Source organism: Pseudomonas sp. HMSC067G02 (assembly GCF_001813485.1).
GTDB classification, from domain to species: domain Bacteria; phylum Pseudomonadota; class Gammaproteobacteria; order Pseudomonadales; family Pseudomonadaceae; genus Pseudomonas; species Pseudomonas aeruginosa.
This window is the reverse complement of record NZ_KV812697.1, coordinates 36,055-60,504: the sequence shown is the minus strand read 5'-3', so window position 1 is coordinate 60,504 and position 24,450 is coordinate 36,055. Positions and strand designations below refer to the sequence as shown.

Annotated in this window: 21 protein-coding genes; 13 read left to right on the top strand and 8 right to left on the bottom strand. The window is 68.6% G+C overall.

Annotated features, from left to right (window positions below):
- Positions 1 to 3 precede the first annotated feature (3 nt).
- Both HMPREF2914_RS19280 and HMPREF2914_RS19275 read right to left on the bottom strand, forming a co-directional pair.
- Entirely contained in the window at positions 4 to 564 is a 561-nt protein-coding gene (locus HMPREF2914_RS19280) for a TetR/AcrR family transcriptional regulator (protein ID WP_003110503.1), read from the bottom strand.
- A gap of 67 nt (positions 565 to 631) precedes the next feature.
- The gene (locus HMPREF2914_RS19275; RefSeq protein WP_023092658.1) at positions 632 to 1,171 is read right to left on the bottom strand and encodes a PaaI family thioesterase; all 540 of its coding nucleotides are present in this window, start codon (positions 1,169 to 1,171) and stop codon (positions 632 to 634) included.
- Positions 1,172 to 1,344: 173 nt separating this feature from the next.
- Between HMPREF2914_RS19275 and lpdA the strand changes: the two genes are divergently transcribed.
- A complete protein-coding gene (lpdA, locus tag HMPREF2914_RS19270; RefSeq protein WP_031277449.1) occupies positions 1,345 to 2,748 on the top strand; it encodes a dihydrolipoyl dehydrogenase in 1,404 nt (467 codons plus the stop codon).
- A gap of 4 nt (positions 2,749 to 2,752) precedes the next feature.
- Here lpdA and HMPREF2914_RS19265 read toward each other — a convergent pair whose 3' ends face one another.
- Positions 2,753 to 3,208, bottom strand: a complete 456-nt coding sequence (locus tag HMPREF2914_RS19265; protein WP_014603340.1) for a DUF2214 family protein — start codon at positions 3,206 to 3,208, stop codon at positions 2,753 to 2,755.
- A gap of 124 nt (positions 3,209 to 3,332) precedes the next feature.
- Here HMPREF2914_RS19265 and HMPREF2914_RS19260 point away from each other — a divergent pair, with 124 nt between their 5' ends.
- The 7 genes from HMPREF2914_RS19260 to HMPREF2914_RS19230 all read left to right on the top strand — a co-directional run bounded on the left by HMPREF2914_RS19260 (position 3,333) and on the right by HMPREF2914_RS19230 (position 10,858).
- The gene (locus HMPREF2914_RS19260; RefSeq protein WP_003095340.1) at positions 3,333 to 4,172 is read left to right on the top strand and encodes an arylamine N-acetyltransferase family protein; all 840 of its coding nucleotides are present in this window, start codon (positions 3,333 to 3,335) and stop codon (positions 4,170 to 4,172) included.
- A gap of 329 nt (positions 4,173 to 4,501) precedes the next feature.
- Positions 4,502 to 4,720, top strand: coding sequence for a hypothetical protein (locus HMPREF2914_RS19255; RefSeq protein WP_003095337.1), 219 nt, complete (start codon positions 4,502 to 4,504; stop codon positions 4,718 to 4,720).
- Between the two features lie 226 nt (positions 4,721 to 4,946).
- Complete coding sequence (gene mgtA / locus HMPREF2914_RS19250; RefSeq protein WP_003095335.1) at positions 4,947 to 7,658, top strand: magnesium-translocating P-type ATPase; 2,712 nt, start codon at positions 4,947 to 4,949, stop codon at positions 7,656 to 7,658.
- 97 nt (positions 7,659 to 7,755) lie between these two features.
- Positions 7,756 to 8,532: a hypothetical protein gene (locus HMPREF2914_RS19245; protein ID WP_003135296.1), complete on the top strand. Its 777-nt coding sequence runs from the start codon at positions 7,756 to 7,758 to the stop codon at positions 8,530 to 8,532.
- A gap of 50 nt (positions 8,533 to 8,582) precedes the next feature.
- Positions 8,583 to 8,792 (top strand): hypothetical protein, encoded by a 210-nt coding sequence (locus tag HMPREF2914_RS19240; protein WP_003111811.1) that lies wholly within the window; start codon positions 8,583 to 8,585, stop codon positions 8,790 to 8,792.
- 42 nt (positions 8,793 to 8,834) lie between these two features.
- On the top strand, positions 8,835 to 10,502 hold the full coding sequence (locus tag HMPREF2914_RS19235; protein ID WP_023092656.1) for a Na/Pi cotransporter family protein: 1,668 nt from the start codon (positions 8,835 to 8,837) through the stop codon (positions 10,500 to 10,502).
- On the top strand, positions 10,490 to 10,858 hold the full coding sequence (locus HMPREF2914_RS19230; protein ID WP_009314301.1) for an SLOG family protein: 369 nt from the start codon (positions 10,490 to 10,492) through the stop codon (positions 10,856 to 10,858). The genes HMPREF2914_RS19235 and HMPREF2914_RS19230 overlap by 13 nt, the downstream gene beginning before the upstream one ends.
- Here HMPREF2914_RS19230 and HMPREF2914_RS19225 read toward each other — a convergent pair.
- A complete protein-coding gene (locus HMPREF2914_RS19225) occupies positions 10,834 to 12,195 on the bottom strand; it encodes an MATE family efflux transporter (RefSeq protein ID WP_003111808.1) in 1,362 nt (453 codons plus the stop codon). The genes HMPREF2914_RS19230 and HMPREF2914_RS19225 overlap by 25 nt on opposite strands.
- A 236-nt stretch (positions 12,196 to 12,431) precedes the next feature.
- On the opposite strand from HMPREF2914_RS19225, the gene HMPREF2914_RS19220 reads away from it, so the two are divergent.
- Genes HMPREF2914_RS19220 through HMPREF2914_RS19210 form a run of 3 tightly spaced genes read left to right on the top strand, consistent with a single transcriptional unit; the run spans position 12,432 to position 15,198 of the window.
- Complete coding sequence (locus HMPREF2914_RS19220; protein WP_003116095.1) at positions 12,432 to 12,794, top strand: GtrA family protein; 363 nt, start codon at positions 12,432 to 12,434, stop codon at positions 12,792 to 12,794.
- Positions 12,791 to 13,765, top strand: coding sequence for a glycosyltransferase family 2 protein (locus tag HMPREF2914_RS19215; RefSeq protein ID WP_023092655.1), 975 nt, complete (start codon positions 12,791 to 12,793; stop codon positions 13,763 to 13,765). Before HMPREF2914_RS19220 ends, HMPREF2914_RS19215 begins: the two co-directional genes overlap by 4 nt.
- Entirely contained in the window at positions 13,762 to 15,198 is a 1,437-nt protein-coding gene (locus HMPREF2914_RS19210) for an ArnT family glycosyltransferase (RefSeq protein WP_004365413.1), read from the top strand. Before HMPREF2914_RS19215 ends, HMPREF2914_RS19210 begins: the two co-directional genes overlap by 4 nt.
- 2 nt (positions 15,199 to 15,200) lie before the next feature.
- Here HMPREF2914_RS19210 and HMPREF2914_RS19205 read toward each other — a convergent pair whose 3' ends face one another.
- From HMPREF2914_RS19205 to HMPREF2914_RS19190, 4 genes are all read right to left on the bottom strand, one after another.
- Positions 15,201 to 15,695: a YkgJ family cysteine cluster protein gene (locus tag HMPREF2914_RS19205; RefSeq protein ID WP_003135287.1), complete on the bottom strand. Its 495-nt coding sequence runs from the start codon at positions 15,693 to 15,695 to the stop codon at positions 15,201 to 15,203.
- The gene (locus HMPREF2914_RS19200; RefSeq protein WP_019485921.1) at positions 15,671 to 16,906 is read right to left on the bottom strand and encodes a DUF1835 domain-containing protein; all 1,236 of its coding nucleotides are present in this window, start codon (positions 16,904 to 16,906) and stop codon (positions 15,671 to 15,673) included. The genes HMPREF2914_RS19205 and HMPREF2914_RS19200 overlap by 25 nt, the downstream gene beginning before the upstream one ends.
- Positions 16,907 to 17,062: 156 nt before the next feature.
- A complete protein-coding gene (locus HMPREF2914_RS19195; RefSeq protein WP_003095321.1) occupies positions 17,063 to 17,512 on the bottom strand; it encodes a DMT family transporter in 450 nt (149 codons plus the stop codon).
- A gap of 208 nt (positions 17,513 to 17,720) precedes the next feature.
- A complete protein-coding gene (locus HMPREF2914_RS19190) occupies positions 17,721 to 19,766 on the bottom strand; it encodes an NADPH-dependent 2,4-dienoyl-CoA reductase (protein ID WP_023092654.1) in 2,046 nt (681 codons plus the stop codon).
- Between the two features lie 359 nt (positions 19,767 to 20,125).
- On the opposite strand from HMPREF2914_RS19190, the gene lipC reads away from it, so the two are divergent.
- Together lipC and fdnG are read left to right on the top strand one after the other, a co-directional pair.
- Positions 20,126 to 21,055 (top strand): lipase LipC, encoded by a 930-nt coding sequence (gene lipC, locus HMPREF2914_RS19185; RefSeq protein ID WP_003095318.1) that lies wholly within the window; start codon positions 20,126 to 20,128, stop codon positions 21,053 to 21,055.
- 307 nt (positions 21,056 to 21,362) lie between these two features.
- Entirely contained in the window at positions 21,363 to 24,443 is a 3,081-nt protein-coding gene (gene fdnG, locus HMPREF2914_RS19175; RefSeq protein WP_023518136.1) for a formate dehydrogenase-N subunit alpha, read from the top strand.
- The last annotated feature ends 7 nt before the right edge of the window (positions 24,444 to 24,450 follow it).

Below are 24,450 nucleotides of genomic sequence, written 5' to 3'. Positions count from 1 at the left end.
GCCCTAGCGCTCCATCTGCTCCAGCAGCTTCTTGCGCGTCGCTTCCAGTATCCGTTGCGACAGCGCCTCATCCTGCACGCTGCGCGACAGTTGCAGCGCGCCGACCAGCGAAGCGAGCAGCAGCACGGCGCGCTCGCCTGCGTCCTCGCCCTCCAGGGCCGCTTCGATCATCGCCAGGCGCTTGCGCACGATGCTGTCGGTGGTCGGGCTCGGCGTGCCGCGCTGGCCGAGTTCCGCCGACAGGGTCGGCAACGGGCAGCCGGCGCCGGGGTTATCGCGGTGACGCGGCGACAGGTACTGCTCTATCAGCAGCGCCAGCGGTCGTTCCGCCTCCGCCAGGGGCGCGGTGACTTCGTCGAGTTGCGCCGCGGCATGCCGCAACGCGGTTTCCACCAGGTCGTCCTTGGACTTGAAGTGCGCGTAGAAGCCGCCATGGGTCAGGCCCAGGGCCTTCATCAGCGGTTGCAGCCCGGTGGCGCCGACGCCGTCCTGGCGGAACAGCCGGGCAGCCTCCTCGACGATACGCCGGCGGGTCTTCTGCTTGTGGTCTTCGGGATAACGCATGGTTTCGATACCTTGGAATGCAGGTCGTCATCTTAACGCCTGGCGGCCTTCCCTGGCGAAGCCGCGTTCATCCGGCCATGTGCAGGACCAGGCAGGTGGTCGAGCCGACGGCGTAGAGACGGTCGTCGACATCGTACAACCGGCCCTCGGCGACCGCCGTCGAGCGGCCGAGGTGCACCACCCGGCCTTCGGCGCGCACCGGGCCGACCTTGTCGGTCAGCGCGCGCAGGTAGCTGATCCGCAGGTCGGTGGTGGTATAGCCCTGGCCGGCCTGGAGCCGGGTATGGATCGCGCAGCCCATGCAGGAATCCAGCAGCGACGCGGCGTAGCCGCCGTGCACGCTACCCAGCGGATTGTAGTGGCGGCGGTCCGGGATGCCCTGGAACAGGAAGCGCCCTTCGGACCACTCGATGGGAACGAAGTCGACCAGTTCGCCGTAGGGCGGGCAGGGCAGCTCGCCGCTGCCGATGCGGTCGAAGAACTCCTGCGGGGAGAGCGCGGCGACTTGCGCCAGCTCCAGGGTTCCGCTGGCGCCGAGGCGGGCGCGGGCGGCCCGCTCGGTGGCGATCCAGGCGTTCAGGCGGTCTTCGCGGCCGGGCTGTTCCATGGTGGTGCTCCTGTCGTGGTGGGAAAGGGTTGCAGGAAAATTACGGTCATCATATAAGCTTTGTATGAAGAGTGAAATACAATCGCTTTCGGTCCCTCTACGCGGCGTTTCCTCTATTTGCGCCGGCGTCGCCTACGCTGAGGGGGGCCGTGGCGGGACAACCGAGGAGCAGGATGATGGAAAGCTATGACGTGATCGTGATCGGCGCCGGTCCGGGGGGCTACAACGCTGCCATTCGCGCCGGCCAGCTAGGCCTGAAGGTGGCCTGCGTGGAGGGTCGCGAAACCCTCGGCGGGACTTGCCTGAACGTCGGCTGCATGCCGTCCAAGGCCCTGCTGCACGCCTCGGAGCTATACGCCGCGGCGAGCGGCGGCGAGTTCGCCCGGCTCGGCATCCGGGTCAGCCCGGAACTGGACCTGGCGCAGATGATGAAGCAGAAGGACGAGAGCGTCGCCGCCCTGACCCGTGGCGTCGAATTCCTCTTCCGCAAGCACAAGGTGCAGTGGATCAAGGGCTGGGCGCGCTTGCAAGGCGAGGGCCGGGTCAGTGTGGACCTCGCCGACGGCGGCCACGCGCAACTGGAGGCGCGCGATATCGTCATCGCCACCGGTTCGGAACCGGCGCCGCTGCCCGGCGTGCCGGTGGACAACCAGCGCATCCTCGACTCCACCGGCGCCCTGGAGTTGGCCGAAGTGCCTCGCCACCTGGTGGTGATCGGCGCCGGCGTGATCGGCCTGGAGCTTGGTTCGGTCTGGCGCCGGCTGGGCGCACAGGTCACGGTGCTGGAGTACCTCGAGCGGATCTGCCCGGGGCTGGATGGGGAAACCGCAAGGACCCTCCAGCGCGCCCTGACCCGCCAGGGCATGCGGTTTCGCCTCGGCACCCGCGTGGTCGCCGCGCGCAGTGGCGAGCAGGGCGTCGAACTCGACCTGCAACCGGCCGCCGGTGGCGCTACGGAATCGCTGCAGGCGGACTACGTGCTGGTGGCCATCGGCCGGCGCCCCTATACCGAAGGACTGGGGCTGGAGACGGTCGGCCTGGCCAGCGATCGTCGTGGCATGCTGGAGAACCAGGGACAGCGCAGCGCGGCGCCGGGCGTCTGGGTGATCGGCGACGTGACCTCGGGACCGATGCTGGCGCACAAGGCCGAGGAAGAGGCGATCGTCTGCATCGAGCGGATCGCCGGGCATGCGGCGGAGATGAACGCCGAGGTGATTCCGTCGGTCATCTACACCCAGCCGGAAGTGGCCAGCGTCGGCCTCGGCGAGGAGCAGCTGCAGGCGGCGAGGCGCGAGTACAAGGTCGGACGCTTCCCGTTCAGCGCCAACAGCCGGGCGAAGATCAACCACGAGAGCGAAGGCTTCATCAAGATCCTCTCCGATGCCCGCAGCGACCAGGTGCTCGGCGTGCACATGATCGGGCCGGGCGTCAGCGAGATGATCGGCGAAGCCTGCGTGGCCATGGAGTTCAGCGCTTCGGCGGAGGACTTCGCGCTGACCTGCCATCCGCATCCGACCCGCTCCGAGGCGCTGCGCCAGGCGGCGATGGACGTGCATGGCCGGGCCATGCAGAACTGAGGGCTCAGCCGCGCATGCCGAAGCCGCGCGCCATCAGCGTAGCCAGCAACGGAATGACCAGCAGCAGGAGCAGTTGCAGGCGCACCGCCATGACCACCCGCCGGCCCCGGGCCGGCGTCACCGCCGGCACTTCGCCGGCCTTGAGGGCGCCGCGCCAGCCAAGGAAGGTAACGGTCGGCAACAGCGAGACCAGGGCAGCGAGGACGAATAGCCCGACCTTGGCGTGGAACAGGCCATTGTGCAGGTAATAGTCGAGGCCCTTGCCGTACCACAGCACCCGCGCCAGCCCGCTGGCCAGTACCGCCAGGGCGCAGAGGCCGTAGCCGCGGTCGATCGCCGCCAGGCTGCGGGCGCGCTCCAGGTCCAGCGGCAGGCGCAGCAGGCGGTGCTGCAACACCAGCAGGGCGAACAGCAGGAAGATCGACAGGTAGTGCAGGTAGGCGACGATTGCCTGGGCCATGGCGGCGCTCCTCGGGGTGGGATGGGCACAGTCAAGCAGACCCCGGGCCAATGTGCCTGACGGCGCTTCCGGTATTCCCCGAGAATGCGTCTAGAATCGAGCTGGCCATTTTCCGGAGCCCGCCATGACCCCGCTGACGCCCGAGCAGACCCATGCCTACCTGCACCATATCGGCATCGACGATCCCGGTCCGCCGAGCCTGGCGAGTCTCGACCGACTGATCGACGCGCATCTGCGCCGGGTCGCCTTCGAGAACCTCGACGTGCTGCTCGACCGTCCCATCGAGATCGACGCCGACAAGGTTTTCGCCAAGGTCGTCGAGGGCAGCCGCGGCGGTTATTGCTTCGAACTCAACTCGCTGTTCGCCCGCCTGCTGCTGGCCCTCGGCTACGAACTGGAACTGCTGGTGGCACGGGTACGCTGGGGGCTCCCGGAGGACGCGCCGCTGACCCAGCAATCGCATCTGATGCTGCGTCTGTACCTGGCGGAGGGCGAGTTCCTGGTGGATGTCGGCTTCGGCTCGGCCAATCCGCCGCGAGCACTGCCTTTGCCGGGCGACGAGGCGGACGCCGGACAGGTGCATTGCGTGCGCCTGGTCGACCCGCACGCCGGTCTCTACGAAAGCGCCGTGCGCGGTCGCAGCGGCTGGCTGCCGCTGTACCGCTTCGACCTGCGCCCGCAGTTGTGGATCGATTACATCCCGCGCAACTGGTACACCTCGACCCACCCGCACAGCGTGTTCCGCCAGGGCCTGAAGGCCGCCATAACCGAGGGCGACCTGCGCCTGACCCTGGCCGACGGGCTGTTCGGCCAGCGCGCCGGCAACGGCGAGACGCTGCAGCGCCAACTGCGCGACGTCGAGGAACTGCTGGACATCCTGCAGACCCGTTTTCGCCTGCGCCTCGACCCGGCCTCCGAAGTGCCGGCGCTGGCGCGACGGCTGGCGGGACTGATCTCCGCCTGAGCGCTTTTGGCCGGTGTCTTTTCGCCGGACTCCTGCGGGAATTTTCCGATGTTCCATAGAAGCCTGAACGAAACGGCTTTTTCGGTTGACCTCGTCTGGCAAGAGGTCTATAAAACCCCCGCCCGCAGAGCCGGGCACTTTCTTTCCCCCTACGAAGAGAGCCATGGACAGTATTCCCAGTAGTCGTCGCCCGGCCCAGCAGATGCCGGCTGGTGCGATGACCCAAACCAACGCACGACGGAACCCGCAACGGGTCGGTCGGTTGAGCGGCATCCTGGGCTGACCCACTGCTTCTCACCCGTGTCCGGCACGCCGGGTACAGGTGAGTCATGAACTTCGAGAATTCGGTATCCCCCGGCGTATCCGCCTTCGTGGCGAAGATGCGCGTGCGCGCCGCGCAGTCCCCCGGCGCGATCCTTCCCGGCCACGGCCATCCTGCGAGCCTCGCCTGGCGTGTCGACCCGGCCGGCGGTCGCCTGGAGTATCGCCGCCTGGAGACGCAGGTCGAAGAGAACCCTGAGAGCGGTCGCCGCCCGATGCGCGGCTGACGCTTTCTCCTGCCTAACCCTTCGCACAAGGAGCCTGCCATGGACGAACCACCAAGTCGGCCTGCTGCGTGCCGCCTGAGCGGCCGCGCGCAGTGGGCCTCACCCGGACAAGCCGAACATTCTTCCCACCGATCGCGAACATCGCGACCCGGCACGCCTTTGCCTGTCACCTGACCGGCAACCGACTCGTGTCGCCGTCGCGCAGCTCGCGACAGGAGACCGAGTCATGAGCGTAGCGACCCAACGCAATACCCAGCTCGACACCGAGCGCCGCAACGACCGACTGTCCATGCGCGCCGCCCGCGAAGCGCAGAACAGCCTGGAAACCACCCTCACCAATGTCCGCGGTCGCCAGGACGGCCTCGACCAGGCCGAGGCCGCCGCCCGGCTGCACGCCGACGGCCCCAACGAAGTGGCCCACGACCGTCCGCCACACGTCCTGGTGCAACTGCTGCAGGCGTTCAACAACCCCTTCATCTACGTGCTGATGACGCTCTCTGCGATCAGCTTCTTCACCGACTTCTGGCTGCCGCTGCAGGACGGTGAGGAAACCGATCTCACTGGCGTCATCATCGTCCTCTGCATGGTCCTGGTCAGCGGCCTGATGCGCTTCTGGCAGGAATACCGCTCGGGCAAGGCCGCCGAGGCGCTCAAGGCCATGGTGCGGAACACCGCCACCGTGCTGCGCCGCGACGAGCGCGGGATGCGCGGCGAGCTGCGGGAAATCCCCATGGGCGAACTGGTGGTCGGCGACATCGTGCGCCTGTCCGCCGGCGACATGATCCCCGCCGACATCCGCCTGATCGAATCGCGCGACCTGTTCATCAGCCAGGCCGTACTCACCGGCGAGGCGCTACCGGTGGAGAAATACGACACCCTCGGCGCGGTCCGCGAGAAGTCCGCCAAGCGGATCGCCGCCGACCAGCAGGACCTGCTCGAACTGCCGAACATCTGCTTCATGGGCACCAACGTGGTCAGCGGCACGGCCACCGCGGTGGTGGTCGCCACCGGTGCGCGCACCTATTTCGGTTCGCTGGCCCGTTCCATCGTCGGTTCGCGGGCGCAGACCGCCTTCGACCGTGGGGTGAACAGCGTCAGTTGGCTGCTGATCCGCTTCATGCTGGTGATGGTGCCGATCGTGTTGCTGATCAACGGCTTCACCAAGGGCGACTGGACCGAGGCGTTCATGTTCGCTCTCGCCGTGGCGGTCGGCCTGACCCCGGAAATGCTGCCGATGATCGTCAGCGCCAACCTGGCCAAGGGCGCGGTGGCGATGTCGCGGCGCAAGGTGGTGGTCAAGCGCCTCAACGCGATCCAGAACTTCGGCGCCATGGACGTGCTCTGCACCGACAAGACCGGCACCCTGACCCAGGACCGGATCATCCTCGAGCATCACGTCGACGTTGCCGGCCGGCGCTGCGACCGGGTCCTGCAAATGGCCTGGCTGAACAGCTTCCACCAGTCCGGGATGAAGAACCTGATGGACCGCGCGGTGGTCGCCTTCGTCGAACAGAACCCGCGCATCACGCCGTCGGATGCCTGGCGCAAGGTCGACGAACTGCCCTTCGATTTCGTCCGTCGGCGTCTCTCGGTGATCCTCGAGGGCAAGGACGGCGAACACCTGCTGGTGTGCAAGGGCGCGGTCGAGGAAATGCTCGAGATCGCCACCCGCGTGCACCAGGACGGCGTCGACCTGCCGCTCGACGAGGAACGCCGCCGGGCCCTGCTGGCGCTGGCCGAGCAATACAACCGCGACGGCTTCCGCGTGCTCCTGCTCGGCACCCGCAGCCTCTCGCGCACGGAGTCCCAGGCCCAGTACGGCGCCAGCGACGAGCGCGATCTGGTGATCGCCGGCCTGCTGACCTTCCTCGATCCGCCGAAGGAAACCGCCGGCCCGGCCATCGCCGCGTTGCGCGAGAACGGCGTGGCGGTGAAGGTGCTCACCGGTGACAACCCGGTGGTCAGCGCGAAGATCTGCCGCGAGGTCGGCCTGGACGTCGGCGAGCCGCTGCTCGGTCGCGACATCGACCTGATGGACGATGCCACCCTGCAACGCCTGGCCGAGGAGCGCACGGTGTTCGCCAAGCTGACGCCGCTGCAGAAGTCGCGGGTGCTCAAGGCCCTGCAGGGCAACGGACACACCGTCGGCTTCCTCGGCGACGGCATCAACGACGCCCCCGCGCTGCGAGATGCCGATGTCGGCATCTCGGTGGACAGCGGCACCGACATCGCCAAGGAATCGGCCGACATCATCCTCCTGGAAAAAAGCCTGATGGTCCTGGAGGAGGGCGTTATCAAGGGCCGCGAGACCTTCGGCAACATCATGAAGTACCTGAACATGACTGCCAGCTCCAACTTCGGCAACGTGTTCTCGGTACTGGTGGCCAGCGCCTTCATCCCCTTCCTGCCGATGCTGGCGATCCACCTGCTGCTGCAGAACCTGATGTACGACATCTCCCAGCTGTCGCTGCCGTGGGACAAGATGGACAAGGAGTTCCTCGCCAAGCCGCGCAAGTGGGACTCGAAGAACATCGGCCGCTTCATGGTCTGGATCGGCCCGACCTCGTCGATCTTCGACATCACCACCTACGCGCTGATGTGGTTCGTGTTCGCCGCCAACAGCCCGGAAATGCAGTCGCTGTTCCAGTCCGGCTGGTTCATCGAGGGCCTGCTCTCGCAGACCCTGGTGGTGCACATGCTGCGTACCCAGAAGATTCCCTTCATCCAGAGCACCGCGGCGCTGCCGGTGATGCTGATGACCGGGCTGGTGATGGCGCTGGGCATCTACGTGCCGTTCTCGCCGCTGGGAGCGATGGTCGGCCTGCAGCCGCTGCCGTGGGAGTACTTCCCCTGGCTGGTGGGCACGCTGCTCTGCTACTGCGTCACCGCGCAGACCATGAAGACCCTCTACATCCGCCGCTTCGGCCAGTGGTTCTGAGCGATCGGCCGGGCTTCGTCCCGGCCTTTCCCGGCGCGTCGGCAAGCCTCGCCGCGCCGCCCAACGCACACCGGACCCACGCATGGAGAGACGCATCATGACCCTGCACGACCGGCGCCCGCGGGCGCCCCTTTTCCAACCGCTGCCGGCCGCGCTGCGACGCGCCCTGTCCTGGCGCCTGGGCTTCGTCGCCGCCGCGCTCGCCTGCGTCCTGCTGCTGGCGCTGCTGTCCGAGGCTCGCGCCGCGGGCGGCGCCTACCGGGTCGACGACGGCGAGATCGATCCCGTCGGCGAATGCAACCTGGACGCCTGGCACCAGCGCGAACGCCACCACGGCAACCGCTACCAGTCGGTGCTGTCGCCCGCCTGCACCTTCTCCGCCCTACCATCGGTGCAGCTCGGCGCGGCGCTGGTGCGCGAGGGCGACGCAGGCGATCGGCACAGCCGCCTCAGCCCCGAGCTGAAGACACCGCTGCTGGCCCGCGACGACCTCGGCCTGGCGTTGGCCCTGGCGCTCTCGGCGGATCTCTACCTGGACCGCCGGCACGCCTTCGAAGGCGCCGGCTTCAACCTGCCGCTGAGCTACCAGCCGTTCGAGGCCCTGCGCCTGAACGCCGGGGTCGGCCTGGGGCATGCCTACGCCGAGGGCGAGCGCCGGCATCGCTGGAACTGGGGCATGGGCATGGAATACCGCGTCGGCCAGCCGTTGACCCTGATCGCCGAACGCTTCGGCGAGTCGGCCGGCGACAGCGGCTGGCAGGCCGGACCGCGGCTGCACCTGGGCGAACGGCTGGACCTCGACCTGCTGGTCGGCGGCCACCTGCGCGGCGAGCGCGAGCGATGGCTGGTCTCGGGAGCGACCTTGCGTTTCTGAGCCCAAGGGCGTGCCGCGCTGCGGCACGCTCCTCCACCGAGGAAACAGCCATGAACGTCGTACGCAAATGCCTGGGCGCGTCTCGCCGCGCGTTCTGTGGCCTGGCAGCACGGCTGCTGGCGAAGGCCGCGCACCTGCTGATGGTGATCAGCGTGCGCGCATACGCCAGCGGCCGCCTGAGCCAGGTCGAAGTGAAATACCTGCTGGACTGCTCGAGCGCGCTCAACCGTGCCTCGCTCAGGCTGGCCATGGGTCAATGAGCCCGTTCCCTTCACGATCCATTCCGAACCGGGAGTTCCGCCATGCTGGGAACCATCCTCCTGATCAACCTGGCCGGTGCCGTGGCCCTTCTGTTGTGGGGCACGCACATGGTCTCCAGCGGCGTGCTGCGCGGTTTCGGCACTGCGCTGCGCAACTGGCTCGGCCGCCACCTGGGCAACCGCTGGCTGGCCCTGCTCGCCGGGTTCGGCATCACCGGCCTGCTGCAGAGCAGCACCGCCACCAGTCTGATGGCAGCGTCCTTCACCGCCAGTGGCACCCTGGGCCTGGCGCCGGCGCTGGCAGTGATGCTCGGCGCCAACGTCGGCACCACTCTGGTGGTGCAACTGCTCAGCTTCGACACCTCGTTGCTGGCCCCGCTGGCCCTGCTGTCCGGCCTGCTGCTGTTCCGCCTGGGCGACGGTCCGCGCCTGGAGAGCCTTGGCCAGTGCCTGATCGGACTCGGTCTGATGCTTCTGGCGCTGGCGTTGCTCGGCCATTCCCTGCAGCAGATCGAGGCCTCGCCAGCCTTTGTCGCGGTGATCCACGGCCTCGAAGGCGATCCGCTGATCGCCCTGCTGCTCGCCGCGCTGCTGACCTGGGCCTGTCATTCCAGTGTCGCGGTGGTACTGCTGGTGGCGTCCCTGGCCCAGGCCGGACTGGTCTCGTTGCCCATCGCCCTGGCCCTGGTGCTCGGTGCCAACCTCGGCGGCGCCTTGCCGGCGCTAGGGGTGGCCGGTAGCCGGGTGGCGCGGCGCTTGCCGTTGGGCAACCTGCTGGTGCGCCTGCTCGGTTGCCTGCTGGTGCTGCCCTGGCTGACGGCGCTGGCGCAACCGGCCAACGCACTCGGCGGTGCGGCGGCGGTCTGGTTCCACAGTGCTTTCAACCTGGCCCTGGCACTGCTGACGATCGGCTTCACCGGACCGCTTGCGGCGCTGCTCGCGCGCCTGTTGCCGGAAGAGGCACAGTCCGACGAGCCGGGCATGCCGCGCTACCTCGACGAAGCCGGGCTGGAGGTGGCCAACATCGGCCTGGCCAACGCTACTCGCGAAGTCCTGCGGCTGGCCGACATGGCCAGTCTGATGCTGCGCGCCACCAGCGGCCTGTTGCAGCGACCGGAGGCGAAGGTGGCGGCGGAAATCCGTCGCCAGGACCAGGCCCTCGACCAGTTGAGTGCGGCGATCCGCGCCTACCTGGCAGACCTCGGCCAGGACGGCCTCGGCGACAGCGACGCCGATCGTGCCCAGGAAATTCTCCTGTTCGCCATCAACATCGAGCACATCGGCGATCTCGTCGCCAACAGCCTGCTGCCCCTGGCGATGCGTTGGGCCGGGCGCAGTCGCGCCGGCAGCGAGTTCGAGCTGGGCCGCATGCTGCCGTTGCAGGCGGCGATCGAGGAGAGCCTGCACCTGGCGATCAGCGCGTTCCTTCGCGAAGACCTGGACGCCGCGCTCCGCCTGGTGGCGCGCAAGAAGTTGTTGCAGCGACTGGAGGCCGATGCCAGTCGCGAGCGCTTCCGTCGCCTGCGCGACGATCGCGGTGCCTGGGTGGAGTCCGGTGACGTGTTCCAGCGCATTCTCCGCGACTACCGACGCATCCACCATCATGTCACCGCCCTGGCCTATCCGCTGCTCGAACGCAGCGGCATCGATCCGATGGCGAAGCGGCCGGACGAGCCAGGGCAAGGGGAGGGATCGGCATGCGCCTCCTGATCTGCGCCGGACGCCATTTCAAGGACGCCGAACGCCTGCGCCTGGCGCTCGACCAGTGCCACGGCCTGCAACCGGTGGCGCTGCTCGGCCACCTGCTGCATGCCGGCAGCGGCCTGCCGGACGAGGCCGAGCGCTGGTGCCGCGAGCGTGGCGCGGATTCGCGCGCCTACGATTATCCGGAGCGCAGTGGCAGCGACAACGCCCTGCGCGAGTATGGCGAGGCCGTCCTCGGCGATGCCGCGCCGGACCTGGTGCTGGTGTTTCCCGGCGGGCGCCTGGCCAGCGAACTGATACAGGTCGCGCACGCTGCCTACGTCCCGCTGATGCTCGCCTATCGTCCGCTGTCGGCGCCCTGAGCGGCGAACCAGCCATCGCGGCGGGTCAGGCGCCAGCCGTAGGCGGCCAGGACCAGCCCGCGCAGCAGCATGAAGGCGAGGAACGCCAGCCATAGCCCGTGGTTGCCCAGCCCCTGCAACAGCCAGCCGAGGGGCAGGCTGGCGGCCACCGCGACGAGCATCGCGTTACGCATCTCGCGGGCGCGGGTGGCGCCGATGAACAGGCCGTCGAGCAGATAGCTCCACATCCCCAGCAGCGGCAGGCAGGCCAGGTACGGCAGATAGGCGTAGGCGACTTCGCGGACGCCGGCGATGTCGCTCTGCAGGTCGATGAACAGGTGGCCGAACAGAGCGAACAGCGCGGCGAACGCCAGGCTTGCCAGCAGCGACCAACCACCGGCCACCACCAGCGCGCGGCGCAGGGCGGTTCGGTCGCGGGCGCCGATGGCGTGGCCGCAGAGCGCCTCCACCGCGTGGGCGAGACCGTCGAGGGCGTAGGACGTCAGGAGCAGGCCGTTGAGCAGCAGGGCGTTGGCGGCTACCGTGGCGTCGCCGAGGCGGGTGCCCTGTACGGTGAGCAGGAAGAACACCAGTTGCAGGGCCAGGCTGCGGATGAAGATATCCCGGTTGACCATCAGCAGCGGTAGCCAGGACAGCCAGTGGCGCAGGCGTTGCCACTGCGCCCGCCCGGGGCGCCGGGCCAGGTCGCGGCGGGTCAGGGCCAGGCCGAGCAGGGCGCCGCTCCATTCCGCCAGCACCGAGGCGCGGGCCGCGCCTTGCACGCCCCAGTCGAGGCCGTGGACGAACCAGAGCACCAGGGCGATGTTGCTCAGGTTGGTGGTCAACAGGATCGCCAATGGCGCCCGTGCGTTCTGCGTGCCGAGGAACCAGCCGACCAGTGCGTAGCTGGCCAGGGCCGCCGGCAGGCCGAGCAGGCGGGTATGGAAGAAGGCGCGGGCCTCGCCGGTCAGTTCCGCCGACGGTTGCATCAGTTGCAGGGCCCAGCCGCTCAGGGGCAGGGCCAGCGCGCCGAGCAGCAGGGCCAGGAGCAGCGCCATGCCCAGGCCCTGGGCGAGGATCAGGCGCAGCGCGCCGCCATCGTCGCGGCCGGCGGCCTGGGCGGCGAAGCCGGTGGTGCCCATGCGCAGGAAGCCGAGCACGCCGACCATCAGGGTGTACAGGCTGCCGCCCACGGCTACCGCGCCGAGCTGGTAGGCGTGCGGCAGGTGGCCGACCACCGTGCTGTCCACCAGGTGCACCAGGGGAACGGAAACGTTCGACAGAATCATCGGCCCGGCCAGCGCCCAGACCCTGTGGTGGGTCGGGGCGTGGCGCCAGGCATCGCGCAACAGGCTCATGGGGTCCTCCGGATCGGCCGGGCAGTATAGCGACGGCGGCGAGGCCTGCGGAAAACCCGTTTTTCATATCCGGTAACAGACCTCTGCCTGCCGTGTATTCCTTGTCCGACGCGGCTTCCAGGCCTGCCGCGGGGAACCCTGCGAAAACCTGTCAGGAAGCTTGCGCAGCGCTAACCGCGGGGCTTTGCGCACCTTCCTAGAATGCCGGCGTCGGTTGTTTCCAGAGGAAGCCATGCATGCTCCTGGGGCGTTTCGTCTCGGTCGGCGCCGGTGCCACCGCCGTTCATTACCTGGTGCTGACCCTCCTGGTCGAGGGCTTCGCCGTCGGCGCCGCCGTGGCCGCCGCGACGGGAGCAGGCTGCGGGGCTCTGGCTGCCTACCTGGGGCATCGCTGGAAGACTTTCCGCCACCGTGGCCCGGTGTTCCGTTCGCTGCCGCGCTTCTTCGCCGTCAGCCTGCTTTGCGTACTCGGCAACGCCGTCCTGGTGTTGCTGCTCGGCGACCTCGCCGGACTCGACTACCGCCTGGCCCAGCTCGCCGCGACCGGCGCACTGCTGTTGGCGACCTATCACCTTCATCGACTCTGGACCTTCTCATGATGATCGAACCTTCCCTGGCGTCGAAGCTCGAGGCCCCCTGCCTGCTCAGCGTGGTAGTGCCGGTGTTCAACGAGGAGGCGGTGCTGCCGGCCTTCCACCAGCGCCTCGGCGCCGTGCTCGGCGACCTTGGCGACGATTGCGAGGTGCTCTATGTCGACGACGGCAGCACCGACCGCAGCGCGACGATCCTCGCCCAGCTACAGGCCGCCGACCGCCGGGTGGGCGTGGCCCGCTTCACCCGCAACTTCGGCAAGGAACAGGCGATGAGCGCCGGGCTCAAGCTGTCGCGCGGCGCCGCGGTGATCGTCATCGATGCCGACCTGCAGGATCCCCCGGAACTGATCCCGCAGATGCTCGACGCCTGGATCGGCGGCGCCGAAATGGTCAACATGCGCCGCCGTAGCCGGGCCGGTGAAAGCTGGCTGAAGCGCGCCTCGGCGAGCGCCTTCTACCGGCTGATCAACCGCCTCAGCGAGGTGCCGATCCCGCGCGACGTCGGCGACTTCCGCCTGCTCGACCGGCGGGTGGTCGATGCCCTTTGCGAGCTGCCGGAAGGCAATCGCTTCATGAAGGGACTGTTCGCCTGGGTCGGTTTCCGCCAGGTCGATATCGCCTATAGCCGCGCCGCTCGCGTCGCCGGCCACAGCAAGTGGCGCTACTGGCGGCTGTGGAACTTCGCCCTGGAGGGCATCACCGGGTTTTCCACCGCGCCGCTGAAGGTCGCCGGCTACCTCGGTCTGCTCACCCTGCTGGCGGCCCTGGCGACCCTGCTCGCCGGGATCTTCGGCCAACAGGAGATCCACGAGCACTGGCCGGTGATCGCCGCGCTGTTCCTGATCGGTGGCCTGCAACTGCTGGCCATCGGCGTATGCAGCGAATACCTCGGGCGGATGACCATGGAAGCGCGGCGCCGCCCGCTCTACCTGATCGACCGCTACCTGCCGGCGCAGGTCGGCGGGGCCAATCCGTGAGGGCGCTGCGCGGCTGGCCGCTGGCCTGGTTCCTGCTCGCCCTGGCCTTCGCCATCCGCCTGCTGAGCCTGGGCAGCTATCCGCTGATGGACACCACTGAGGCCCGCTATGGCGAGGTGGCGCGGAAGATGGCCGAACTGGGCGACTGGATCACGCCCTGGTACGACGTCGGCGTGCCGTTCTGGGGCAAGCCGCCGCTGGCCTTCTGGCTCAGCGCCGGCGGCCAGCTTCTGCTCGGCGCCAACGAGTTCGCCAGCCGCCTGCCGCACTGGTTGCTGGGCGTGCTGGTGCTGTGGCTGGTATGGGACTGGCAGGCTCGCGAAGATCGTCGGCAGGCGCGGATCGCCTGCGTCCTGCTGGGCAGTTCGGCGCTGTTCTTCGTCGCCTCCGGGGCGGTGATGACCGACATGGCCCTGGCCCTGGCCCTGGTCCTGACCATGCGCGGCTTCTGGCTGGGCCTGCATGGCGCGGAGGGAATCCGGCGCCGCGAGGGCTGGCTGATGTTCCTCGGCCTCGGCCTCGGGCTGCTGGCGAAAGGGCCGCTGACGCTGATCCTCGCCGGACTGCCGATCGGCCTGTGGGCCTTGCTGGAGTGGCGCTGGCGCGCGCTCTGGCGGGGCCTGCCATGGATCCGCGGAAGCCTGCTGATGCTCCTGGTGGCGGCGCCCTGGTACCTGCTGGCGGAGTTGAAGACGCCGGGCTTCCTCGAGTACTTCCTGCTCGGCGAGCATTGGCAGCGCTTCGTCACCGCCGGCTGGGACGGCGACCGCTACGGCAATGCACACGCCTATCCCTACGGCAGCGTCTGGCTGTTCCTGCTGGCCGCCGCGTTTCCCTGGAGCCTCTGGCTGCCGCTGCTGCTCTGGCTGGGCTGGCGCCAGCGCGGGGAAGTGGTCGATGGCGTCGCCTCGCGCAGGCGCTACTGGCTGTTCTGGGGACTGGCGCCGTGCCTGTTCTTCACCTTCGCCGGCAACGTCCTCTGGACCTACGTGCTGCCCGGCCTGCCGGCCCTGGCGTTGCTCGCCGCCGACCTGCTGCGCGCGCCGCTGGCGCGCAGCGCCTGGCTGCGGCGTGGCGGGCTGGCCTGCCTGGCGCTGACCCCATTGCTGTTCGCGCTGTTCCTCGGCTCCCTGCTGCTGGGCTCGCGCGCCGAGCAGAAGTCCACCGCCGCGCTGCTGGCCAGCGACGCCGGCTGGCGCGAGCGGCCGCTGGTGTTCTGGCCGAAGCGGCCGTACTCGGCAGTGTTCTACAGCGGCGGGCGGGCACAACGGGCGGAGGACAGCGAACTGGCCGGCTGGTTGCGTCGCGACGCCCTGCTGGCGATCCGCTCGCGTTCGTTCGGCGCCTTGCCCGACGAGGTGCGCCAGCGCTTGCGCTGCCGGCCGCCGGTGGGACAGTACCAGCTATGCCAGGGCGTGGCGCCGCCTGGCTGAGGCTACTTCGGCCGGTAGGCGCAGTGGCCGGGACGCGGGCCGATGCGCGGGTGGTTGCGGCAGGTGTCCGGGCGGCGGGCATAGATGGTGCACAGGCGGGTCTTGCGGTCGAGGTACAGGCAGTCGCCGTTGGCCATGCGGGTGAGGGTGAAGATCTCGCGCTTGTGGTTGAAGTGCTCGATCACGCCATCCTTTTCCAGTCGCTTGGCGATTCGCTTGGCCGGTTCCTCGCGCTCGAACTCGTCGACCAGTCGCATGCGGATCAGGTCGTCGATGCGCACTTCCACCGGCAGCGTGCAGCAGGTCGCGTTGCACTCGCCGCATAGGCCTTCGCGGTATTTCACCCAGGTATCCAGGCGGTCGGGGTCGGCGGCGGCGAGCGGGATCTTCTTCATCGGCGGGCGGGGGCGGGGGAAACGGGCGCGCAATGATAGTGGCTGCGCGCCCGTTGCGCTCGTCCGGGCGATGAGCGTCAGTGCCGTGGGTCCTCCCGCCATACCGGCCGGTCCTGCTCGTCCAGAGCCCAGTGCGCGGTGCCGGCGCGCAGGCGTACGCCGCCGACCCAGCGTTCGGGGGCGCCGAGGTCGAGGCGGTAGCGCCGCCCGGCCAGGACCTCGCGGCCCGCAGCGGTCAGCGCCAGCGGCTGGCGTTCCCAGGGCAGTTCCGGCGTCGGCGTGCGCAGCAGCGCACCGGGCTCTTCCAGCAGCGCGCGGAGCAGGACGCGGAACATCAGGTCGCCGAGATAGGGCAGCGGCTCGCGCCGTGCGGTCAGCTCGGCGAAGACCTGACCGGCGCTCGGCCGCTCGCCGTCGCGGACGATCTCCAGTGTCAGCCGTTCGCTCAGCGACAGGCCGTCGCGCAGGGCCGGCAGTTCATGCAGTTGCCGACGCAGCGCCGGCCCCAGCAACGGTAGCGCCGGGGTTGGCGCGGCGGCCAGTTGCGCCCAGCGCAGTGGCACCGGATCGCGGTAGGCGTCCCAGGCCGCGCGGGCCAGCGCCAGGGCTTCGGTGTCCAGCGGGCGACGCCGAGTCCATAGCCAGGCGAGCAGCTCAGGCGCCAGTTGGCCGATGCCGACGAAGCGCTCGACGCCTGGCACGCGGTCGATCTCGATCAGTTCCAGATGCTCCGGCGGCGTCTGCATTCCTGCCAGCACCCGGAGCAGGAACAACTGGTCGTAGGCGTCCGCCTCGCACCAGAGCGCCACCCGCGAGTATTCGCCGAGCCGCTCGAGCCCGGCGTATTCCTGGCGCTGGCGGGCCTGGGCGTCGGCCGGGTCGAGGTCGAAGGCGCGGCTCAGGTAGTCGCTGCGCAGGGCGAGGAACTCGGGCAACGGCAGGTTCGGCACCGGTCCCATGGTCAGCGGGTCGGCGAACATCCGGAAGTCGCCGCGAAAGCCGGCGAGCTTCAGGCCGTGGGCGATATCGTTGCCGCAGCGCAGGTGCAGGGTCGCGGCCTCGTCGCCGCCGACCAAGTCGGGGTGGCGGCTGGCGAAGGCGATGGCGTCGACATGCGCCTTGAGTCGCGGCCAACTGGCGAAGCCCAGCTCGCGCGCCACCTGCCACTGGGCGTCGGCCAGGCGCGGCTCCTGCCCCGGAAGCCCTGTACGGCTGGCCGGGTCGCGGCGCCACTGGCGCAACAGCTCCTTGGCGCGCTTGCGTTGCTGTTCGAGATTGATCCGGCCGTCGCCGAGAGTGCGGGAAAAGGACATACGATCTCCTCTGCAGCCTTGTCCGCCATCAGGCCTGGAGTCGCATGCGCGATGCGTGGGGTGGATCGCCTGGGCGCTGCCCTTTCCGCGGACGGGAGGCGTGGAGAACGCCGAGGCCGACTATAGGCCGGCCGACGCGTCCGCGGCAAGACGCACTCAGCCCTTGCGGATCATCCAGATGCCGGCGCCGATCAGTGCCAACCCGCCCAGCTTCAGCGCGCTGATCGGTGCCTCGCGGAAGCCGGCCCAACCGAAGTGGTCGAGGCTCATGGCCATGCCCAACTGGCCGGCGAGCACCAGCACCATGAACATCAGCGCGCCGATGCGCGGTGCGGCGAAGGCGGCGATGAAGATGAAGAACATGCCGAGGAAACCGCCGCACCAGTGCCACCAGCTCAGCCCGCGCAATGCCGCCAGGCCGGGAAACTCGCGCTGCGAGAGGGTCAGGGCGAGCAACCCGAGGGTGCCGACGAAGAACGAGATCAGTGCCGCGGCGAGGACGCTGGACACCTGCTTGGCCAACTGGCCGTTGATCCCCGCCTGCAGCGGCAGGCAGGCGCCGGCGAGCAGGGGCAGGACGAACAGCCACCAGGGGGGAGTGGGCATGGAAGACTCCTGGAACGATGACGGCGAGCGCGCCCCGCGCATGGCGAGGGACGGGCCGGAGTGGTACGGGGAGTCGCACAGTATGCACCAGGCGGGGGCGGAGGAGGAAAACGCGAGGCCCCATCGCTCGCCCTCGGATTCCGCCCGGCGGGTAATCGCGAGCGGTTGTTCGCCCTACGGCCGCCATGCCGCCAGCGGCGTTATCCCCCTACAAGCGCGCCGCCAGCATGGCCCCCTCGCGAATCGCCCGCTTGGCATCCAGTTCCCCTGCCACCCGCGCCCCGCCGATCAGGTGGAAGCGCAGGCTTTCCGCCGCCTGGCTGATCTGCAACTCGCGCAGCGGCTCCTGGCCGGCGCAGATCACCACGTTGTCCACCTCCAGCCAGCGTTCCTCGCCGTCGACGCGGATCAACAAGCCGCGTTCGTCGATCTTCAGGTACTCCACCCCGCCGAGCATGCGCACGGCGTTGTGCCTGAGGTGCGCGCGGTGCACCCAGCCGCTGGTCTTGCCGAGCTGCGCGCCGGGGGCGCCGGGCTTGCGCTGGAGCAGCCAGACCTGGCGCGCCGGCTGCGTCGGAGCGGGTTCGCGGAGGCCGCCGGGCTGGCTGTTGTCGAGGTCCACGCCCCATTCCGCGAGCCATTCGCCGAGCGCCCGCGGCTGGCCGTCGCTGGGCGCGGCGACGAGGAAGGCGGCGACGTCGAAGCCGATGCCGCCGGCGCCGACGATGGCGACCCGCGCGCCCACCGGCGCGCCGCGCAGCACGTCCACGTAGCTGAGTACGGTCGGTCCGCCGATGCCGTCGATCCTTGGCCGGCGTGGCTGGATGCCGGTGGCCACCACCACGTCGTCGAACTGACCGTCCAGCTCGCCCTGGCGCACCCGGTGGCCGAGGCGCAGGTCGACGCCGAGGCGTTCCAGGCGCACGCGGAAGTAGCGCAGGGTTTCGCGGAACTCTTCCTTGCCGGGAATCCGCTTGGCCAGGTTGAACTGCCCGCCGATTTCCCCGCTCGCCTCGAACAGGCTGACCCGATGCCCGCGCTCGGCGGCCACGCAGGCGGCGGAGAGCCCGGCGGGGCCGGCGCCGATCACCGCGATGCGCTTCTGCGTGCGCGCCTTGCGGTAGCGCAACTCGGTCTCGAAGGCCGCCCGCGGGTTGACCAGGCAGGTGGCGCGGCGGTTGGCGAAGGCATGATCGAGGCAGGCCTGGTTGCAGGCGATGCAGGTGTTGATCTCCTCGGCCCGGCCGGCACCGGCCTTGGCCACGAACTGCGGGTCGGCCAGCAACGGCCGGGCCATCGATACCAGGTCGGCCTTGCCGGCGGCGAGCAGGGATTCGGCGACCTCCGGGGTGTTGATCCGGTTGCTGGCGATCACCGGCACCTTCAGTTCGTGGCGCAGCCGTGCGCTGACCTCGGCGAAGGCCGCGCGCGGCACCGAGGTGACGATGGTCGGCACGCGCGACTCGTGCCAGCCGATACCGGTGTTGAGCAGGGTGATGCCGGCTTCCTCCAGGGCCAGGGCGATGCGCCGTACTTCGTCCCAGGTATTGCCGCCCTCGACCAGGTCGAGCAGCGACAGGCGATAGCAGAGGATGAAGCGTTGGCCGACGATCCGCCGGATGCCGCGGACGATCTCCAGCGCCAGGCGCATGCGGTTTTCCAGCGGGCCGCCCCACTGGTCGTCGCGGCGGTTGGTGCGCGGGCAGAGGAACTGGTTGAGCAGGTAGCCTTCGCTGCCCATCACTTCCACGCCGTCGTAGGCGGCGGCCTTGGCCAGCCGCGCGCAACGGACGAAGGCGCGGATGGTCTTGCGGATGCCGCGCTCGGAGAGTTCGCGCGGGGTGAACCAACTGATCGGCGACTTCAACGGCGAGGCGGACACCGCCATCGGGTGGTAGCCATAGCGCCCGGCGTGGAGGATCTGCAGCAGGATCTTGCCGCCCTCGGCATGCACCGCCTGGGTCAGGCGACGATGGGCGGGCACCTCCAGGGCGCTGGTGAGGCTGCTGCCGAAGGGCAGCAGCCAACCTTCGCGGCAGGGCGCGAAGCCGCCGGTGACGATCAGCCCGACGCCGCCCCGGGCGCGCTCGCGATAGTAGGCGGCGAGCTTGCCGAAGTCCCACAGGCGATCCTCCAGCCCGGTGTGCATCGAACCCATCACCACGCGGTTGCGCAGACGGGTGAAGCCCAGGTCCAGCGGGGCCAGCAGGTGCGGATAGGGAGCGGCGGCGAGCGGCGGGTAGGGGTTGCGCATGGCGCGGTTCCGGTAGCCAGGGACGCTTCACCATAGGAAGTTGCGCCGCCGCCGAATGCGGCCCGCTTGCCGGAACCGCCAGGCATTTCGGTCAAGCCGGCGGACTGGCTGATCGGATAGGTGCTCGCTGCGCTGCACCGCTGTGGCCCCGGGTGACAGGCGTCGAAAGCTCTCCGACAGCACTTGCGGCGCGGCGGGCGGAATGGGAACGGCGGCGCTGTTACCCGGGGTAATGGCGTGCGCCGGGAGCCCAACTTAAGCACGGCTCGACGCCTTTGGCGGCGCTGTCAGGCTGGGGTTCCGGCCCGCTCAGCACGTGCCTTGCCAACTGCCTGTCCAATCCGAACGGAGTCTCGACGATGAACAAGAACAAGACGTTCCTCGCGGCGGCGCTGGTAGCGCTGGCCGCCAGCCTTCCCGTGCACGCTGCGACCGACTACACCCGCACGCGCTATCCCATCGTGCTGTCCCACGGTCTGTTCGGCTTCAAGAGCGTCGGCCCGGTGGACTACTGGCACGCTATCGTGCCGGCCCTGGAGAAGGACGGCGCGAAGGTCTTCGCTACCTCGCAGTCGCCGGTGAACAGCAACGAGGTGCGCGGCGAACAGCTACTGGCGCAGGTGGAGGAAGTCCTGGCCCTGACCGGCGCGGAGAAAGTCAACCTGATCGGCCACAGCCAGGGCGGCATGACCGTGCGCTACGTCGCCGGGGTGGCGCCGCAACTGGTGGCCTCGGTCACCACCATGGGCACGCCGCACAAGGGCACGCCGGTAGCCGACGCGGTGACCGGCTTCAGCGAGTTCCTCGGGCCGATCGGCACCGAGGTGATCGCCTCGGCGGTGGAGGCGCTGTTCTCGGTGGTCGACATCGTCGACGGCGGCGAGTGGGTCAAGGGCGACGCGCTGGCTGCCCTGAACAGTCTCAACACTCCCGGCACCGCGCGGTTCAACCAGCGCTTCCCGCAGGCGATCCCGGCCAGCGCCTGTGGCCAGGGCGCGGAGACGGTAGCCGGGGTGCGCTACTACTCGATGAGCGGCACCGGCTCCCTGACCAATGCGCTCGACCCGAGCTCCGCCGGCCTGGCGGTGACCGGGCTGCTGTTCGGCGAGGCCAACGACGGTCTGGTCGGCCAATGCTCCAGCCACCTGGGCAGCGTGGTGAAGGACAACTACCGGATGGACCATCTGGACGAAGTCAACCAGTTGCTCGGCCTGGTCAGCCTGTTCGAGAGCGACCCGACCCAGGTCTATCGGCAGCATGCCAATCGCCTCAGGAACGTCGGACTCTGATCCGCTCGCCGGGTCGCCGCAGCCGTAGGCGACCCGGCATTAGCCTTTGGTCTAATGGCACCTGGATATCACCTCCTGTTCGCGCGCCTCGCGGCGTTCGGACCCGTCCCGATTCCGCGCACCTTGCTGGACAAGGTTTGCGCCGCCGTGTAATGACTCCGGTCAAGGCAGAAAAACCCAGCGTTCGTGTAGGGTTCGCTGCCCCGTAGCCATGCCCGGCTGGCGTACCTCGCCAGGCTGGCTATCTTTTAACCAGAGACATCCGGCCATGTCCCGGGTGTCCTTTGCCTGATGCAGGAGATGCACGATGGATATGAACCGTCGGCAATTCTTCAAGGTCTGCGGTATAGGCCTTGGAGGATCGAGCCTTGCGGCGCTCGGGATGGCCCCCACGGAGGCCTTCGCCGACCAGGTCCGCCACTTCAAGCTGGCGCACACGGTCGAGACCCGCAACACCTGTACCTACTGTTCGGTCGGTTGCGGCCTGATCATGTACAGCCAGGGCGACGGCGCCAAGAACGTCGCGCAGAACATCATCCACATCGAGGGCGACGCCGACCATCCGGTCAACCGCGGCACCCTCTGCCCGAAAGGTGCCGGCCTGCTGGACTACATCCACAGCCCGAACCGCCTGAAGTATCCGGAAGTGCGCGAGGCCGGCTCCAGCGAGTGGAAGCGCATCGAGTGGGACGAAGCCCTCGAGCGCATCGCCAAGCTGATGAAGGAAGACCGCGACGCCAACTTCGTCGAGAAGAACGAGCAGGGCCAGACCGTCAACCGCTGGTTGACCACCGGCTTCCTCGCCGCGTCCGCCTCGTCCAACGAAGCCGGCTACATCACCCACAAGGTGGTGCGTTCCCTCGGCATTTTGGGATTCGACAACCAAGCGCGTGTCTGACACGGCCCGACGGTGGCAAGTCTTGCCCCGACGTTTGGCCGTGGAGCCATGACCAACCACTGGACCGACATCAAGAATGCCGATCTGGTGCTGATCATGGGCGGCAACGCCGCCGAAGCCCACCCATGCGGATTCAAATGGGTCACCGAAGCCAAGGCGCACAACAAGGCGCGGCTGCTGGTGGTCGATCCGCGTTTCACCCGTTCCGCCTCGGTCGCCGACTACTACGCGCCGATCCGGACCGGCACCGACATCGCCTTCCTCGGCGGCCTGATCAACTATCTGCTGGAAAACGACAAGATCCAGCACGAATACGTGCGCAACTACACCGATGTCTCGTTCATCGTGAAGGAAGGCTTCAGCTTCGAGGACGGCCTGTTCAACGGCTACGACGCCGAGAAGCGGACCTACCCGGACAAGTCCTCCTGGGGCTACGAGATCGGTGAGGACGGCTATGCCAAGGTCGACCCGACCCTGACCCACCCGCGCTGCGTGTTCAACCTGCTCAAGCAGCACTACAGCCGCTACACCCCGGACGTGGTGAGCAACATCTGCGGTACGCCGAAGGACATGATGCTCAAGGTCTGGGCGGAAATCGCCGAGACCTCCAAGCCGGGCAAGGTCATGACCATCATGTACGCCCTGGGCTGGACCCAGCACTCGGTAGGCGCGCAGATGATCCGCACCGGCGCGATGGTCCAGCTGCTGCTGGGCAACATCGGCATGCCCGGCGGCGGCATGAACGCCCTGCGCGGCCACTCCAACATCCAGGGCCTGACCGACCTCGGCCTGCTGTCCAACTCGCTGCCGGGCTACCTGACCCTGGCGATGGACGCCGAGCAGGACTACGACGCCTACATCGCCAAGCGCACGGCCAAGCCGCTGCGCCCGGGACAACTGTCCTACTGGCAGAACTACGGCAAGTTCCACGTCAGCCTGATGAAGGCCTGGTTCGGCAAGTCGGCGACCAAGGAAAACAACTGGTGCTACGACTGGCTGCCCAAGCTCGACATGCCGGGCGCCGGCTACGACGTGCTGCGCTACTTCGACATGATGTACCAGGGCAAGGTCAACGGTTACTTCTGCCAGGGCTTCAACCCCATCGCCTCGTTCCCCAACAAGGCCAAGGTCGGCGCCGCGCTGGCGCGCCTGAAGTGGATGGTGGTGATGGACCCGCTGGTGACCGAGACCTCGGAGTTCTGGCGCAACGTCGGCGAGTACAACGACGTCGACACCGCCAGCATCAAGACCACGGTGTTCCGCCTGCCCACCTCCTGCTTCGCCGAGGAAGACGGCTCGATCGTCAACAGCGGCCGCTGGTTGCAGTGGCACTGGAAGGGCGCCGAGCCGCCGGGCCAGGCGCGTCCGGACATCGCCATCATGGCCGGGCTGTTCCACCGCCTGCGCGAGATGTACCGCAAGGACGGCGGGGCCTTCCCCGACCCGATCCTTGGCCTCGACTGGTCCTACCTCAAGCCCGACGAACCGGGCCCGGACGAACTGGCCCGGGAGTTCAACGGCAAGGCCCTGAGCGACCTGGTCGACCCGGCCAACGGCATGATCCTGGCCAAGGCCGGCGAGCAGTTGCCGGGCTTCGCCCTGCTGCGCGACGACGGCAGCACGGCGAGCGGCTGCTGGATCTTCGCCGGCTCCTGGACCCAGCAGGGCAACCAGATGGGCCGCCGCGACAACAGCGACCCCTACGGCATGGGCCAGACCCTCGGCTGGGCCTGGGCCTGGCCGGCGAACCGGCGGATTCTCTACAACCGCGCCTCGGCCGACGTCAGCGGCAAGCCGTGGGACCCGGAGAAGAAGCGCCTGGTGTGGTGGAACGGCAAGTCCTGGGGCGGCACCGACGTGCCCGACTACAAGGCCGACGTACCGCCGGAAGCCGGGATGAACCCGTTCATCATGAACCCCGAAGGGGTGGCCCGCCTGTTCGCCGTCGACAAGATGGCCGAAGGCCCGTTCCCCGAGCACTACGAGCCGTTCGAGACGCCGATCGGGGTGAACCCCTTGCACCGCGACAACCGCAAGGCGATCAGCAACCCGGCGGCACGGGTGTTCAAGAACGACATGGAACTGTTCGGCACGGCCGACGAGTTCCCCTACGCGGCGACCACCTACCGGCTCACCGAGCACTTCCACTACTGGACCAAGCACTGCCGGCTGAATGCGATCACCCAGCCCGAGCAGTTCGTCGAGATCGGCGAGGCGCTGGCCAAGGAGCTGGGCATCAATGCCGGCGACAAGGTCAAGGTCTCCTCCAACCGCGGCTACATCAAGGCGGTGGCGGTGGTGACCAAGCGCATCCGCCCGCTGCAGGTGGACGGCAAGACCGTGCACCATGTCGGCATCCCGATCCACTGGGGCTTCGCCGGCATGGCGCGCAACGGCTTCCTGGCCAACACCCTGACCCCCTTCGTGGGCGACGGGAATACCCAGACGCCGGAGTTCAAGTCGTTCCTGGTCAACGTGGAAAAGGCGTGAGGTGAAA